This is a genomic window from Kitasatospora sp. NPDC043950, assembly GCF_056435345.1.
Genome location: NZ_JBWKER010000012.1, coordinates 84,028 through 99,662 on the forward strand (window position 1 = coordinate 84,028; position 15,635 = coordinate 99,662).

Annotated in this window: 14 protein-coding genes; 7 read left to right on the forward strand and 7 right to left on the reverse strand. The window is 72.3% G+C overall.

Annotation, left to right across the window (positions count from 1 at the left end):
- Positions 1-81: 81 nt before the first annotated feature.
- Positions 82-1,458, reverse strand: a complete 1,377-nt coding sequence (locus AC07BF_RS10965) for an NsdA family TPR-like regulatory protein (RefSeq protein ID WP_350877580.1) — start codon at positions 1,456-1,458, stop codon at positions 82-84.
- Between the two features lie 315 nt (positions 1,459-1,773).
- Between AC07BF_RS10965 and AC07BF_RS10970 the strand changes: the two genes are divergently transcribed.
- A complete protein-coding gene (locus AC07BF_RS10970) occupies positions 1,774-2,478 on the forward strand; it encodes a bifunctional DNA primase/polymerase (RefSeq protein WP_371522710.1) in 705 nt (234 codons plus the stop codon).
- 546 nt (positions 2,479-3,024) lie between these two features.
- Here the strand turns inward: AC07BF_RS10970 and AC07BF_RS10975 are convergent.
- On the reverse strand, positions 3,025-3,717 hold the full coding sequence (locus tag AC07BF_RS10975; protein ID WP_350877579.1) for an iron-dependent transcriptional repressor DtxR: 693 nt from the start codon (positions 3,715-3,717) through the stop codon (positions 3,025-3,027).
- A gap of 222 nt (positions 3,718-3,939) precedes the next feature.
- Between AC07BF_RS10975 and AC07BF_RS10980 the strand changes: the two genes are divergently transcribed.
- From AC07BF_RS10980 to AC07BF_RS10990, 3 genes are all read left to right on the forward strand, one after another.
- Complete coding sequence (locus AC07BF_RS10980; RefSeq protein ID WP_363632121.1) at positions 3,940-4,704, forward strand: sugar isomerase domain-containing protein; 765 nt, start codon at positions 3,940-3,942, stop codon at positions 4,702-4,704.
- Between the two features lie 220 nt (positions 4,705-4,924).
- A complete protein-coding gene (locus AC07BF_RS10985; RefSeq protein ID WP_363585002.1) occupies positions 4,925-5,833 on the forward strand; it encodes a DUF4231 domain-containing protein in 909 nt (302 codons plus the stop codon).
- A 23-nt stretch (positions 5,834-5,856) separates the two neighbouring features.
- A complete protein-coding gene (locus tag AC07BF_RS10990) occupies positions 5,857-6,711 on the forward strand; it encodes an alpha/beta fold hydrolase (protein ID WP_363585072.1) in 855 nt (284 codons plus the stop codon).
- Between the two features lie 4 nt (positions 6,712-6,715).
- On the opposite strand, the gene AC07BF_RS10995 is transcribed toward AC07BF_RS10990, so the two are convergent.
- The 3 genes from AC07BF_RS10995 to AC07BF_RS11005 all read right to left on the reverse strand — a co-directional run bounded on the left by AC07BF_RS10995 (position 6,716) and on the right by AC07BF_RS11005 (position 13,133).
- A complete protein-coding gene (locus AC07BF_RS10995) occupies positions 6,716-7,684 on the reverse strand; it encodes a 2-hydroxyacid dehydrogenase (protein WP_371517492.1) in 969 nt (322 codons plus the stop codon).
- 65 nt (positions 7,685-7,749) lie between these two features.
- On the reverse strand, positions 7,750-11,670 hold the full coding sequence (gene fxsT, locus AC07BF_RS11000; RefSeq protein ID WP_363585070.1) for an FxSxx-COOH system tetratricopeptide repeat protein: 3,921 nt from the start codon (positions 11,668-11,670) through the stop codon (positions 7,750-7,752).
- An 83-nt stretch (positions 11,671-11,753) separates the two neighbouring features.
- Positions 11,754-13,133 (reverse strand): TIR-like protein FxsC, encoded by a 1,380-nt coding sequence (locus AC07BF_RS11005; RefSeq protein ID WP_363584998.1) that lies wholly within the window; start codon positions 13,131-13,133, stop codon positions 11,754-11,756.
- A 194-nt stretch (positions 13,134-13,327) separates the two neighbouring features.
- Between AC07BF_RS11005 and AC07BF_RS11010 the strand changes: the two genes are divergently transcribed.
- Positions 13,328-13,522, forward strand: coding sequence for a DUF397 domain-containing protein (locus tag AC07BF_RS11010; RefSeq protein WP_371517493.1), 195 nt, complete (start codon positions 13,328-13,330; stop codon positions 13,520-13,522).
- 160 nt (positions 13,523-13,682) lie between these two features.
- Here AC07BF_RS11010 and AC07BF_RS11015 read toward each other — a convergent pair whose 3' ends face one another.
- Positions 13,683-13,934, reverse strand: coding sequence for a hypothetical protein (locus tag AC07BF_RS11015; RefSeq protein ID WP_371517494.1), 252 nt, complete (start codon positions 13,932-13,934; stop codon positions 13,683-13,685).
- Positions 13,931-14,299: an ATP-binding protein gene (locus AC07BF_RS11020; protein ID WP_063348181.1), complete on the reverse strand. Its 369-nt coding sequence runs from the start codon at positions 14,297-14,299 to the stop codon at positions 13,931-13,933. Before AC07BF_RS11020 ends, AC07BF_RS11015 begins: the two co-directional genes overlap by 4 nt.
- A 146-nt stretch (positions 14,300-14,445) precedes the next feature.
- On the opposite strand from AC07BF_RS11020, the gene AC07BF_RS11025 reads away from it, so the two are divergent.
- Complete coding sequence (locus AC07BF_RS11025; protein WP_363584992.1) at positions 14,446-15,315, forward strand: helix-turn-helix domain-containing protein; 870 nt, start codon at positions 14,446-14,448, stop codon at positions 15,313-15,315.
- Between the two features lie 2 nt (positions 15,316-15,317).
- Positions 15,318-15,512: a DUF397 domain-containing protein gene (locus AC07BF_RS11030; protein ID WP_363584990.1), complete on the forward strand. Its 195-nt coding sequence runs from the start codon at positions 15,318-15,320 to the stop codon at positions 15,510-15,512.
- The last annotated feature ends 123 nt before the right edge of the window (positions 15,513-15,635 follow it).

Genomic DNA, 15,635 nt, shown 5'->3' on the forward strand with positions numbered 1-15,635 from the left:
CGGGACATCCCTCACGCTCCCCTCACCCCGCCCCGCCGGGGCCCGGGGCCTTGGACCCGCCCTGGCGCCCCGGGCGCGACACTAGGCGGCCTCCGCATCCGCCCGGGCGTGGAACTCGCGGACCACCCGCTGCTCCCGGTAGGGCTCCAGCCTGCGCCGGAACTCGTCCAGGTACTCCACGCCCCGGTTGGACCGCAGCCCGCTCAGCAGCCGGACCGCCTGCGCGCCCGTCTCACAGGCGCGTTCGAGGTCCCGCTGCTGCAACTGGGCGGTGGCGAGCAGGACGAGGTCCACCGCGCGGCGGCGGACCCGGGTCGGCGGGTGCAGGTCGAGCGCCCGGCGGGCGTAGTGCTCGGCCTGGCCGGCCTGCTCCAAGTCCCGGTGGCAGTGGGCCAGTTCGTCCGACAGGTAGGCGTCGTCGAAGTGGACGATCCAGTCCGGGTCGTCCTCCGGGCGGCGCTTCTCCATCATCTCCAGCGCCTTGGCCGACACCGCCTCGCAGGAGCGGGCGTCCCCCAGCAGGGCGTGGCCGCGGGCCTCGGCGGCGTAGAACATCGCCATCGCCGTCGGGGTGGCGACCGTCCGGGCGCCCTCCTGCGCGGCGCGGGCGAGCTGGGCGATCTCCCGCGGGTTGCCGAGCGTCGCCGCCAGGTGGCTCATCGACGCCGCCAGCACGTAGCCGCCGTAGCCGCGGTCGTCGGCCGCCTGGGCGAGCCGGAGCGCCTGGATGTAGTAGCGCTGGGCCAGGCCGGGCTGGCCGGTGTCCACCGCCATGTATCCGGCCAGTTCGGTCAACCGGGCCACCGCGGCGAAGAGTTGGCGCCCGGTCTCGTCCCGGTACGCCCCGCCGAGCAGGCTGGAGACCACCGAGTTGAGGTAGTGCACGACCACCGGGCGCACGTGACCGCTGCCGAAGCGGTGGTCCAGGTCGACCAGCATCGTGGTGGTGGCCTTGATCGCGGCCACGTCGGTCGGGCCGACCCGGGGGCCGCCGGTGCGGGCCACCACCGGGTCGGGCGGGGTGATCAGCCAGTCCCGGCTGGGCTCCACCAGCGCGGAGGCCGCGACCGTGGCCCCGGTCAGGAAGTCCCGCCGTCCGACGTCGCTGCGCCAGAGCTCGCAGACCTGCTCCAGGGCGGCGTTCAGGGTCGGCGCGAACTGGAGCCCGATACCGGAGCTGAGGTTCTTGCCGTCGGCCATGCCGATCTCCTCGACCGACACGCTGCGGCCGAGCTTGCGGCCGAGGGCCTCGGCGATCACCGCCGGCGCCTGCCCGCGCGGCTGCTGCCCGCGCAGCCAGCGGGCGACGGAGGTCTTGTCGTACCGCAGGTCCAGACCGTGCTCGGCGCCGCAGAGGTTGACCCTCCGGGCCAGGCCGGCGTTGGAGCAGCTGGCCTCCTGGATCAGTTGCTGCAGACGCTCGTTGGGCTGTCGTGCGACGAGTGGTCTTGCGGCCATTGGGTTTCGCCTCCCCACACCCTCCGGTCCCGGCCGGCGGGCGACGATTCTGCTGATCTGTTGCCGACTGTCCGACCGTCCAAGGAATCTGACACCAGGTTAGCGATCAGCAACGCCAGCGGGATACCCACGGTGACGATCCGCACCCCCCACGCGCCCTGGGAAATGCTCCTGTGCGCCCCCACTGCGCCTGCCTCCGCCCGCCTCAACTCGGTCGAGTAACCGGTTCGGGTGACATTGCCGGTATACGCCCAACCGGCTTGCGCCGGGCCGTAACCAGCCTCACACACGGTAGTTGAGCAGCGTGTGGAAGACATCCCCGACTCCCCCGACCAGGGCAAGACCGCCGCACTGCCCCCGCTGCTCATCGAAGCCGTCGGCTACGCCGAGAACCGCCACTGGGAGGTCGCTCCCGGCGCCTGGCTGATCGACGGCGACGGGCCCGCCCGCTGCTCCTGCGGCGACCGGCGCTGCCTGCTGCCGGGGGCCCACCCGCTCGACGCGGACTGGGCCCGCAAGGCGAGCGCCGGGCCGGGGGCGGTGCGGCGCTGGTGGACCGAGCGGCCGCAGGCCTCGATCCTGCTGCCCACCGGCCGGTCCTTCGACGTCCTGGACGTCCCGGAGACGGCCGGCTGCCTGGCGCTGGCGCGGATGGAGCGGATGGACCTCCAGCTGGGCCCGGTCGCGGTGCTGCCCGCCTCGCCCGGCCGGATCGGCCGGCGGCTGCACTTCCTGGTGCTGCCCGGGGTCGCGGCCAAGCTGCCGGAGATGCTCCGCAAGCTCGGCTGGCCGCCCGGTCGGCTGGACCTGGTGGCCCGCGGCGAAGGGGACTGGACGGTCGCCCCGCCCTCCCGGATCGGCGGCACCGGCTACGCCCAGTGGGCCCGCTCCCCCTCGGCGCTCAACCGCTGGCTGCCCGACGCCGCCGAGCTGATCAGCCCACTCGCGTACGCCTGCGGACGCGAGGCGCCCGCGGCCGCCCACCCCCAGCCCGCCCAGCCGGCGGCAGCGGTGCGCTGAACGGGCGCGGCAACGGTTCACCGCCGCGGTTCACCGCCGCGGTTCACCACCCTGGTTCACCGTCTCGTGAACGGCCTCGTGAACCGCCCCGATTCACTGCCCCGATTCACCACCCCGTGAACGGCCGCCCTCCGCCTATCGGGTGAGGGCGCGCAGCGCGCGACACCCCGCGCCCGGCTGACGGGCCTTGTCTCCCACCGGAGGCGAGGCCCGTCACACGCATGTGCGGATAAGGCCTCCGTGTACCCGCTGACCATGGGCGAAAGCCCCCCGGACGAGTGACAACGCTCAAGGATTGCCATGATCGGCCGAGGGGAGGAATTGCGGTGCGAGGGGACGCCGGAGGGAGCGCTCGGACGGGGAAGCCGGGCGAGGCGGTGGAGGGGCCGGGAGGGAACGGAGGGGATGGGAGGGACGGAGGGGACAGGGAGGGAACGGGGAGGCGAAAGGGCCCGCTGCACGGGGAGCAGCGGGCCCTTCGCGTCGTTCCGGGAAGCACGTTCCCCGGGCCCGGAAGCGTTCCTCCGGGCCCGGGGGGCGCGTTCCTCAGGCCTGGGCGACGAAGACGTGCTGGGCGATGTCCTTGCCCAGCTCCGCCGCGTTCTCCCCGGTGCCGACCAGCACGCCGCCGACGCCGGCGCTGACCCGCACGGTGGAGCCCGGCCGGATCCCGGCCCGGCGCAGCGTGCGCATCAGTTCGCCGTCGGTCTGGATCGGCTCGCCGATCCGGCGGACCACCACGCTGGCGCCGCCGTCACCCGGCTTGACGGTGTCCAGCGGGACGAGCGCGGCGTCGAAGCCCTCGCCCTCGGCCTTGGCGTCGCCCAGCTCGTCCAGGCCCGGGATCGGGTTGCCGTACGGGGACTGGGTCGGGTGGCCGAGCATGGCGAGCACCTTTCGCTCGACCGTCTCGCTCATCACGTGCTCCCAGCGGCAGGCCTCCTCGTGGACCTGCTCCCACTCCAGTCCGATCACGTCGACGAGCAGGCACTCGGCGATGCGGTGCTTGCGCATGACGCGCACGGCGAGCCGGCGCCCGTCGTCGGTCAGTTCGAGGTGGCGGTCCCCCGCCACCTGCAACAACCCGTCGCGCTCCATCCGGCCGACCGTCTGGCTGACCGTCGGGCCGCTCTGCTCCAGTCGCTCGGCGATCCGGGCGCGCATCGGGACGATGCCTTCCTCCTCCAGCTCCAGGATGGTGCGAAGGTACATCTCAGTGGTGTCGATCAGCCCAGACATCGCCGCTGGCTCCGTTCTTCGGTGTCCTCACCGCCAATTCTGACGTACTGCACCGACAACCGGGCCCGCGCAAGGGCCCCGGGTCCCGGTTTTCGTTCCTGTTGACAGCGGTGCCGCCTGGGCGCCACGGTGCTCGCCGTAGCTTTCTCCACTGGCGGCCCGGACCCGACCGGCCCGCCCCACCCGGCCGGCTCCCCCACCGGCAGAGAGCGAAGGCAACAGATGAACGACCTGGTCGGCCGGTACTTCGACGCCGCGATCGCCCATCTCCAGCGGGTCCGGGAGGAGGAGGCCGACGCCATCGAGGCCGCTGCGGCGCTGCTCGCCGAGGCGATCACCGAGGGCCGCCGGGTGTTCACCTTCGGCGCCGGGCACTCCGCGCTGCCGGCCCAGGACGTGGTCTACCGGGCCGGCGGGCTGGTCCCGATGAACCTGTTGAACGTCCCCGGGATGGCGGGGGTGACGGTGATGCCCGCGCCGCTGGCCAGCGCGCTGGAGCGGGTGTCCGGCCTGGCCACCACCACCCTGGACCTGACCCCGGCCGCCTCCGGCGACCTGCTGTTCGTGATCTCGCTGTCCGGCCGCCAGGTGATGCCGGTCGAGCTGGCCCGGTACGCCCGGGACCGCGGTCTGAAGGTGATCGGCGTGACCTCGCTGGCGTACCCGGGCGAGGTGCCCCCGGCGCACCCGTCCGGCACGTACCTGAAGGACAACTGCGACGTGGTGCTGGACAGCAAGATCGCGGTCGGGGACGGCGAGCTGACCCACCCGGCCGCCGAGACCACCTTCGGCCCGGTCTCCACCATCGTGACCAGCGCGCTCATGCAGGCCGTGGTCGCCTCGGCGGTCGGCCGGCTGGCCGACGCGGCGGCCGAGGGCACCGCCGCGGCCCCGCCGCTGTTCCGCTCCGGCAACGTCCCCGGCGGCACCGAGTGGAACGCCAAGCAGATGGCCGACAACGCCGACCGGATCCTCTACACCTACTGACGCCCACCGGTCGCGCCCACGGGCACGCCGGGCCACGCAGGGTGTCCGCCCGCCCACCGAACGTACCCGGGCCGGACAATCCACCGGGGCATCCCGGCCATTGCGGGCGGCCCGGGGGCGGGCCAGGCGTACCGGGAAGCCGCCCGGGGCAGGAGGGCGGTGCGACCGGAGCGACGGGTGGGGGCCGGACATGGCGTCTGGGGCGGGACGGACGGGGTGGGTGCGCGAGCGGGAACTGCTGCCCGGGTTCTTCTGGGCCGCCGACGCGGCCTCGCTGCGCGGCCAGCGGCGTTCGGTGCTGCTCTCCGCCTGGGAGCTGCTCCTGCTGGTGGCCGCCGCCGCGACCGGCTCGGCCGACGGCGAGCCGTGGGCCTGGCCGGCGGCCGCCGCCTACCTCGGCGCGATCGTCCTCGCGGTGGTGATCAGCCGGCAGAACCCGCAGGGGCTCTGGTACGAGGGCCGGGCCGCCGCCGAGTCGGTCAAGACGCTGGCCTGGAAGTTCGCCGTCCGGGCGGACGCCTACCAGCCGCCGCCGCACACCCTGCCGGACGCGGAGGGCCTGTACCGCGTCCAGCTCGGCGGGGTGCTGGGCGCCTTCCGGGACAGCCGGGTGGTCACGCCGGGCGCCGGGGCGGAGCTCGCCGGGATCACGGCGGCGATGCGCGACCTGCGCGAGCAGCCGCTCGCGGTGCGGCGCGAGGTGTACCTGCGGGAGCGGATCCAGGTGCAGCACGACTGGTACCGCGCCAAGTCCCGGTACTGCGCCCGGGCCGGAGCCCTGGCGGGGGTGCTGGGCGTGGTGCTCCCGGCGCTCGGGCTGGTGCTCGCGGTGCTGCGGGCGCTCGGCGCGTTCACCTACGACGCGTTGGGCACCGTCTCGGCGGTGGCCGCCTCGATCACCGCGTGGGCGCAGCTGCGCCAGTACCGCCCGCTGGCCGCCGCGTACGGGCTGGCCGCCGACGAGCTGGAGCTCATCCGGCGCCAACTGGCCCGGCTGGACGTGGAGTCGGCGGACGCCGAGGAGCTCTGGGCCCGGCTGGCCCGGGACGCCGAGGACGCGGTCTCCCGCGAGCACACCACCTGGCAGGCCCGCCGGGAGATCCGCACCACCACCGACCGGGACCACTGAGGAGGCCGCAGGTGTCGTTACGGATGGTCAAGGCCCCGGACGGTCGCGCCCTCGCCGTCGAATCCCTGGGCGACCCGCGCGGCCGCCCGGTGTTCCTGCTGCACGGCATGCCCGGCAGCCGGGTGGGCCCGCACCCGCGCAGCACCGTGCTGTACCGGCTGGGGGTGCGGCTGATCTCCTACGACCGGCCCGGCTACGGCGACTCGACCCGCCAGTTCGGCCGCCGGGTGAGCGCGGCGGCCGCCGACGTGCGGGCCATCGCGGACGACCTCAAGCTGGACGGCTTCGCGGTGCTCGGCCGCTCCGGCGGCGGCCCGCACGCGCTGGCCTGCGCGGCGCTGCTGCCGGAGCGGGTCAGCCGGGTGGCGGTGCTGGTCGGCCTGGCGCCGCGCAACGCGGCCGGCCTGGACTGGTACGCCGGGATGACCCCGTCGAACGTGCACGCCTACCAGGAGGCGGAGCGCGGGCACGGCCGGATCGCCGACGCGATGGAGTTCCGCTCCCGGCAGATCAAGGACGACCCGGTCCGGCTGCTGAACGGGCTGCGGCCCGAACTGTCGCCCGCCGACCGGGAGGTGGTGGCCGACAGCGGGCTGCGGCGGATGCTGCAGAGCAACTACCGGGAGGCGTTCCGGCACGGCGCGGACGGCTGGATCGACGACGTGCTGGCGTTCACCGCCGACTGGGGGTTCAAGGTCGAGGACATCGCGGTGCCGAGCTGGCTGTGGCACGGCACCGACGACCAGTTCTCCCCGGTCGAGCACTCCCGCTGGCTGGGCGACCACATCCCCGGCGCCGAGCTCTTCCTGGAGCCCGGCGCCGCGCACTTCGGCGCTTTCCGGGTGCTGACCACCGCCCTGGCCTGGGCGGCGGGCTGAGGCCTCAGGCCGTCACCGGGGTGACCGGCGCTCCCCCGCCCAGCACGGCCAGGACGTTGTCCACGGCCAGGCCGCCCATCGCCTGCCGGGTGGCGACGGTGGCACTGCCCAGGTGCGGGGCCAGGACGGCGCGTTCCTGGGCGAGCAGCGCGGACGGGACGGCCGGCTCGTGCTCGAAGTTGTCCACGGCGGCGGCGAACAGCGCGCCGGACTCCAGCGCGCCGGCCAGCGCCTCCTCGTCCACCACTCCGGCGGTCATGCTGACCACCACCGCCCCGCGCGGCAGCAGGGCGAGGCGGCGGGCGTCCAGCAGGTGCCGGGTGGCGGCGCTGAGCGGGGCGGTGACGACCAGCACCGTGGAGTGGGCGAGCAGGTCCTCCAGCGGCCGCCAGGTGGCGCCGTCGGCCTGCTCGGGCGGCAGCTCGCGGCGGTTGTGGTAGCTGACCGGCATGTCGAAGGCGCGGGCCCGGCGGGCCACCGCCTGCCCGATCCGGCCCATGCCGAGCACGCCCAGCGGGGTGCCGGCCAGCTCCATGCCGAGCAGGAAGTTCGGCGCCCAGGTCCAGGGGCTGCCGGAGCGCAGCAGGCGCTCGCCCTCGCCGAGGCGGCGGGTGGCGGCCAGCAGCAGCGCCCAGGCCATGTCGGCGGTGGCGGTGGTGAGCACGCCGGGGGTGTTGGAGACCAGCACGCCGCGTTCGGCGCAGGCGGCCAGGTCGATGTTGTGGTGCCCCACGGCGTGGTTGGCGACGATCTCCAGGGACGGCCCGGCCGCGTCCAGGAACTCGCCGTCGACCCGGTCGTCCAGGGTGGTGAGCACGGCACGGCGGTCGCGGACGGCGGCCAGCAGGTCGGCCCGGGCCATCGCCTGGTCGGAGTCGTGGCAGGTGACGGTGTGGCGCGCGGTGAGCCGTTCGATCACCCCGGGCGCGAGGCGCCGGGTGACCAGGACCGGGGGCGGCGTCTGCTTGCTCATGGTCCCGCAGCGTACCCGCCGCCCCCGGCCGGAGGCCGTGCTCTCACCGGCGCCTGCACCGCCGCTTACACCGGTTGCGGCTCCAGGTCCCGGTTGATCCGCTTCCAGCCGCGCGCCGCGACCGTGTTGGGGTGCTCCTCGCCGAACTGCCGGATCAGCTCGCCGATCGCGCGGGCCCGCAGTTCGGCGGCCTGGGTGTGCCGACCGGCCGAGCGCAGGGTGATCGACAGGTTGGCCTCGCAGGCGACGGCGTCCGGGTGCCGGGGCGTGTAGCGCTCGCACAGGCCCTGGTAGGCGGCCCGGCCGAGTTCCTCGGCGAGGCCGATCTGGCCGTCGTCGCCGTAGGCGTTGGCCAGGTTGATCACCGCGTTGAGGGTGTACGGGTGGTCCGCTCCGACGGAGTCGGTGAGCCCCTCGACGGTGAGCCGGCCGCGTTCGATGGCGCCCTGGACGTCACCGCTGCCGCGCAGGTAGATGCCGAGGTTGTTGGCGCAGGCCAGGGTGAAGGGGTGTTCGTCGCCGAACAGGCGGCGGTGGCCTTCGAAGACGGTGGAGCAGAGGTCGCGGGCGGCCTCCTTGTCGCCGGAGGCGCTGTGGTCGGCGGCCAGGTTGAGCGCGCAGGCGAGCGCGTCGGGGGCGTCGGCGCCGTAGCGCTCCAGGTAGCGCTCGTAGGTCTCCTTGGTGATCCGGCGGGCTTCGGCGAGCGCGCCGATGCGGCGCAGTGAGACGGCCAGGGACTTGGCGTTGCGCAGGTTCTCCGGCAGGTCGGGGTCGAGGACGTCGCCGAGGTCGGAGGTGACTTCCTGGAGCAGGTCCACCGAGCCGCGGTAGTCGCCGAGTTCGCGCAGGTCGCGGGCGAGGTTGGACTTGGTGGAGAGGGTGTAGGGGTGCCGGGGGCCGAGGACGGCCGTGCGCCGGTCGAGGGTCTCCTGGTCGAGTTCGCGGGCGGCCTCGCTGTTGCCGACGAGCCGGTAGTCGATGGCCAGGTTGTTGGCCATCGAGAGCGTGCGCGGGTTGTCGTCGCCGAACAACTCGCGGAACTGGTCGAGGATTTCGCGGTCGAGGTCGAGTGCGGCCTGGAACCGGCCGAGTGCCCGGCGGTCGGCGCCGAGGGAGCCGGCCGTCATCAGGGTGTACGGGTGGTGCTCGCCGAGCAGGGCCCGCTGGCGTTCCAGGGTGTCCTCGTCCAGGGCCAGTGCTTCCGCGTAGTTGCCCTGGGAGCGCAGCACGTTGGCGAGTTGGAAGCGCAGCAGCAGGGTCTGCCGGTCGTTCTCGCCGAGCTTGTTGGTCCACTCGGTGTCCAGGGCGTGGCCGAGGTCGCGGGCGCGGTCGAGTTCGCCGCGCTTCCAGAGGTAGCGGACGCGGTCGATGAGCAGCTGGCGGGTGTCCGCCTCGTCGCAGTTGTGCGCCTTGGAGGGCGACAGGTGCGGCCAGATCTCGTCGAAGGCGGGCCAGTTGGCGGGGTCGTCGGTGTCGCCGAGGACCGGCCGGGCGCCGGTCAGGATGCGATGCACCTCGTGGACGGCGATCTCCTGTTCGTCGTCGGTCATCTCGGCCCGGATCACCGCCTGGACGAGCCGGTGCACCTGGAAGCTGTTGCTGCCGGCGTCGACCTTGGCCAGCGCGTACCGGCCGATCGCCTGGATCACCTTGCCCAGCATGAACTTGTCGCTGAGGTCGGCGTCGTACTTCACCAGCGCCCGGATCATCTGGTCGCTGTAGAAGAGGTTCATCGAGATCGGCTCGGGCGCGAAGAACGCGCAGAGCTGGAGGAGCCGGACGGCGGCCGGGGACTGCTGGCGCAGCCGGCCGATGGAGACGTTCCAGGTCGCGCCGACCGGGGTCGGGTAGTCGGCGGGGCGGGCGACGGCCAGCGCGCGGGCCGCCTCGGCGTGCAGTTGGGCGACGTAGGTCTCCACCGGGGTGCCGGTGGTGTCCAGCCAGGCGGCCGCGACCTCGACGGCGAGCGGCAGGTCGCCGACCGCCTCGGCGACCCGGTCGGCGTCCGGGCGGGACAGGCCGCGGGCGCGCCGGCACAGGTGCTCGACGCTCTCGCCGCGGGTGAAGACGTCCACCTCCAGCGCCTCGGCGTGCCCGGTCCAGGCCTGGTTGCGGGAGGTGACCAGGATGTGGCCGGAGCCTCCGGGGAAGAAGCGGCGGATCTCGGCCGGTTCGTCGGCGTTGTCGAAGATCAGCAGCCAGCGCGAGGTGGGCACGCCGCGGCGCAGCGCCTCCCGGGCGGCCTCGGCGGCTTCGGTGACGGAGTCGCCGACGCGCAGGCCGAGCCGGCGGGCGAGGTCGGCGAGGGCGGGGGCGACGAGTTCGGTCTGTTCGGCGTCGATCCACCAGACCAGGTCGTAGTCGGACATGAACCGGTGCGCGTACTCCAGCGCGACCTGGGTCTTGCCGACGCCGCCGAGCCCGTACAGCGTCTGGGGGGTGGGCAGGACGGCCGCCATGCCGCCGCGCAGCTGGTTGCGCAGTTGTTCCAGGACGGCGGCGCGGCCGGTGAAGGAGGGGTTGCGCGGCGGGACGTCCCACACGGTCGGCTTGCTGCCGGGGAAGCGCGGCCCGCCGCCGTTGGGCTCGGTCAGGACGACGTCGCCGCGGCCGAGGGCACGCAGCAGGGTCTGGACGGACTGCGTCTCGTCGCGGCCGACGAGGTCGACGGGGTTGCGGTTGCTGAAGGGTGCGGTGAGCCTGACGTCGCCGACGCGGACGGGGACGAGCTGGCGCCGGGTGCCGGCGGGGTCGGAGTTGACCACGGACTCCCACAGCGCCCGGGCCTGCGGGGAGCGCTGGTAGGCGGGCGAGAGCACGGCGACGGTCCGGTAGGCGGCGTCGATGCCGCGTTCGGTCTCCTCGCGCGTGTCGGTGCCGGCGCTGAGGTCGCGGGGCAGCACCCGGAAGCCGGCCCGGGTGAGCACGGACTCGATCCAGTCCGCCCACATCCGGTCCTCGGGGACGTAGGAGAGGTAGAGGTCGGCGGGGACGGACGGGCGGCGGCGGGTGAACGCGTCCACGTAGCGCAGCCGTAGTTCCTCGTCCATGACCGGCAGGGAGGTGACCTTGCGCCGGGTGATCATCGCGGTGAGCCGCTCGCAGGCGGCGAGCATCGAGGTGGGGGTGCCGGTCTGGTCGCCGAAGGTGGCGAGGATCTCCTCGTAGGCGTAGAACGGCCGGTACGGGATCTCCACCGAGCCCCAGTAGGAGGCGAGTTCCTCGCCGTTGAGGCCGGCCGGCAGCCCGTCGAAGCGGACCCGGGCGAGGGAGCGGCCGGCGTCGGCCTTCTCCTTCTCGCCCTCGTCGATGCGCATCGGGACGGGCAGGATGCGGATGCCGCGCTCGCGGTAGCGGTCGTGGATGTGCTGGGCGATCCGGGAGGCACCGTCGATGGACTGGTCGCTCAGGGTGAAGCAGACCACCAGGTCGTCGGGCATCTGGACGGTGCAGATCTCGGCGATGTCGGACAGTCCGGTGCGCGAGTCGATGAGCACGTAGTCGTACCGCTTGCTCATGTCGGCCTTGAGGGCGTCGAAGAACTGCCCGCCGTCGAAGCGGTCGTAGAAGATGTCCCAGTCCAGGTGGGTGACGGCCTCGGAGTAGTCCCGGTTGAACTGGCCGGCGGACAGGAAGTCCAGGCTGCCCCCGGTCGGGAACAGCGGCCAGGACAGCGACAGCGCGTGCGGGTGCACCCTGGCGAAGTCCAGGTGCCAGCCCTCGGCGTGCTCGACCGGGCGCAGGGCCTCCTCGCGGTACTCGGCGATCAGGTCCATCATCCCGGTCGTGCCGGCCAGCGAGGCCGGGTCGAGGAAGGGGTGGAAGAACTTGGCCAGGCCCGGCGCCTCCAGGTCCCAGTCCACGGTGAGCACCCGGTAGCCGTTGGCGGCCAGGATCCATGCCGTGTTGGCGAGCGCCATGGTGCGCCCGGTGCCGCCCTTGTAGGAGTAGAAGGTGATGATCCGGCCGTTGCGGTCCTGCTCCACGGACCGTCGCTCGGCCTCCCGCTGGGCGGCCAGTTCGGCCACGGTGAGGCCCCCGACGCGGAAGTTCCTGGTGGGGTTCTCGCTCATCTGGGTCGTCCTCCCAAGGGCGCCATCCCGTCATCGGGGTCATCGCCGTCGTCACGGTCTGGGTGGTCGTCGGGTCCGGAGCCGTCCTGCCCGAAGGGGGCGTCGCGGCCGAACGGGGCCGCGCCCGGGCCGCGCCGGAACGCGTCCCGCAGGTTCGGGCGGGGCGGCGGCGGGTCCTCCGGCTCGGCCCTGGTGCGGCCCTCGAAGGCGTACTTGGCCTTCATGGCGGCCCGGGGCAGCGCGTCGTCGAAGTCCTCCAGGGTGTTCAGCCCGGTCGGGCCGGTCACGCCGAGGAAGCTGGGGCGGCTCGCCCGCCGGGTGATGCGCAGCGCCTGGTCGCTCAACTCTCCGAGGTCGCCGCCGCGTTCCTCGCACTCGGGGTCCTCGGTGTTCCACGGCTCCAGGACGCTCACCCAGGTGGCGTCCGAGCGGTCGAAGCGGCGGACGAGCTCCCGGCGGTCCGGGTCGCGCAGCGCCCACCGGTCGAGCAGGAGCAGGCCGGGGGCTGCCGCCTCCCCCTCGATGATGGACTCGACCTCGTCGTCGAACTCGTGCACGGTCGGCTGGAACCCCAACTGCCGGGCCAGCCGCACCGCGTGCTGGGCGATCGGCGAGCCGGCCGGGCGATAGGGGTGCCAGTCGGTGCGCCGGGTGCCGTAGAAGTCGGGATTGCGGTCGGGCGGCAACTCGCCCTGATGGTAGGAGAGTACGGAGATCCGCAGCTGCTTGGTCGGCGCGCTCACGTCGAAGGCACTGGGCAGGCCGTTGAAGTCCAGCCGCCGCCCGACCGGGATCACCGTCTCCTCCGCCACCTGCACGATCCGCGCCGCCAGCCGGTGCACGGCCAGCTCGTAGGCGGAGCGGAAGTAGGTGAGCTTCATCAGCGCGTACAGGCCCTCGGTGGCGTAGTCCGGCCCGAAACTGGCGTGGTTGAACTGGAGTTCACTGGCCACCTTGGGCAGCCGGTAGCGACTCATCGGCGCCCACAGCACCGGCACGATGCCACTGGTGCGCTCCGCGTCGATCGTCGCCGGGTACACCGGGCGGCGGGTGAAGGCGTGCCACTCCTGCCCGCACGGGACGCTGTTGAAGTACCGGGGCGAGTACAGCGGTACGAACACCCGGCAGGTCGCCAGCTCCTCCGACAGCCGCTCCGCCCACAACTCCCCCTGGTGCATGGACTCGTCCATGAAGCCGACCGGCACCCCGGCCGGGACCGTGGTCAGTTGCAGCACCGCCTCGCACAGGTCCCGGTACAGCTGGCGCACCCAGTGGTTCGGATCACCGGCGCCGCGCGTGCCGGCCTTCGGGGTGTGCGCGTAGGAGAGGAAGAAGTACGGCCGGGCATCGTCCTCGTCCCAGCCACGGTCGTTCACACGCGCCTCCCCCGGGCCCGTCGGCAACCTGGTTCCCGCAGCCCCCGTGCGGCGGGGTCTCAGTGTAGGAACGACTGAGGACCCAAGGGAATAGCACAACGAGTCGTACGAATTGACATGACCGAAACGACGCGGCTGTGCGCCCGCTTATCGTGGCTCCAGCACGTCCGCCACGGAGTACAAGGAAGGTAGCCATGGACCACCTCAACTGGCAGAAGCCGAGCGTCAGCGGGGAGGAAGCCAACTGCATCGAGATCGCTTCCGACGGCGACTTCGTCTACCTCCGCGAGTCCGACAACCCCACCCACATCGTCACCACCACCCGCGCCAAGCTCAACGCCTGGCTCCTCGGCGCCAAGGCCGGCGAGTTCGACCACTTCATCGCCTGACCTCCACGGCCGGGCATGGCGCGGGCCCGCCTGGAGGAGGCGGGCCCGCGTGCCATGCATGGCACCTATGTCCGATCCCGTCGATCCCGCAGCCGCTCGGACCGGGCCTGGCAGACACCGCCGACGGCGGCGGCCAGCAGGATCAGGACCAGCATGCCCGTCACGCCTGGCCCCGTCGGCGCTTGAACTCGCGCAGCAGAGTCAGCAGGTTGATCAAGGTGCTGGCCGGGATGTTGCCGATGGAGACCAGGGCACGGCCGTTCAGATCGGTCTCGCCGGACTGGGCGGACGGCCAGAGGAGGCCGAACTCGCGTCCCTCCGTGCGGAGATCGACGATCAGTTCGGTGATCTGCCGGCCGGTGAGCTGCCGCAGGGCCGGGTCGGCGGGGTGGATCGGGTGGTGGGCGATCACGCGGCGCCGTCCAGCTCGAACCAAACGCGCTTGCCGAGCTTCTGCGGCTCCGCACCCCAGCGGTGCATGAGCCCCTCCACCAGCATCAACCCCCGCCCGGACTGGGCGAACGGGTCGGGCTTCCGCTGCTCGGGCAGCACGGGACTGCGGTCCGCGACGGTGACGCGGAGCGTCCCGTGGACGACGGCGACCAGGACGACGGGCGCGGCGGTCAACCCGTGCCGCCAGGCGTTCACCACCAGCTCCACGAGAGCGAGTTCGGCATCCCCGATGGAGGAATTGGGGTACCCGGCGCGCGCCATGGTGTCGCGCAACGCCTCGCGAGAGACGGTGAGGGAGGGGGAGTTGAGGTTGGGGTCACACATGGGGAATCTCCCAGCGGTGCAAAGTGATTGGTGAGTGGACTGTAGGGCCAATCACCACAATCCTGCAACACTCTCCGCATCTAGATCTACACTTTCAGTAGGCGGCCTACTCGTTGGCCGAACTACTGCACGAGAAGGGCACGTGCATGGGATTCAGGACCGCAATCAGCGAACGACAGCGTCGACTTGGCGATGAGCTGCGGCGTCTCCGCACCAGCGCAGGCATGTCCCTTCCAGAACTCGGCGAGCTGGTCGGCATGAAGGGACCAGCCGTCAGCCACACCGAGTCGGGCAGGCTTGGTATCAATCCTGAGCGATTGGCCCTCTGGCTCGACGCCTGCCATGCCAACGATCCCGAGTATCGAGCAGGCCTTCTCGCCATGGGCCAGAGCAACGGCAAGGGCTGGTGGACCGACTACCGGCCCTACGTTCCAACGTCAGCCCTCGATCTCGCCGAGTTCGAACACGGCGCTACCCGCCTGGACACATACGAGACGCTACTGATCCCTGGCCTGCTCCAGACCAAGGGCTACAGCGAGGTCATCCTCGAATACGCGCAGAAGACGGTCGAGTTCCGACAGTCGCGGCAACGCATCCTGAGCGTCGAGAACGGGACGCCATTTCATGCCGTGATCCACGAGGCTGCGCTACGAACGATGTACGGCGGACCTACCGTCATGCGTGACCAGCTGAACCACCTGGCCGAGGTCGGCAAGCTGCCTCACGTCACCATCCAGATCCTGCCGTTCGACTGCACCGTGTTCGCCTCGGCCGACACCCCGTTCATGCTGCTTCACGGCCGACACTCCAAGCTCGACACCGTCTTGATGGAACAGCCCCAGGGCTCACCATTCCTTGGCGAGCCCGAAGCAGTAGCCTCGTTCCGGCGACAGTTCGAACGACTCAAAGGCCTGGCACTCCCGCCTCTGACGGCCAGCGCATCCGAGCTATCGCCCTCATATCGCGACTCATGGGGCTTGCTCCAGCACATTCGGTACGCAGTACAGGGAAGGTAAGCATGGAACAGCTCAACTGGCAGAAGTCGAGCTTCAGTGGGGAGCAGACCAACTGCATCGAGGTCGCTTCCGAGGGTGAGCTGGTCTACATCCGCGAGTCCGACGACCCCGCCCACATCGTCACCACCACCCGCACCAAGCTCAACGCCTGGCTCCTCGGCGCCAAGGCCGGCGAGTTCGACCACTTCACCGCCTGACCCACACAGCGCAGAAGGGGGGGGGGCGCGAAAGCTCGGGGGGGGCACCCCCCCCACCCGGACTTCGGGCGGGGTCTGGAAGCACCCTCCCCCAGCCCCCAAAACCCCCCCCAACACACCCCG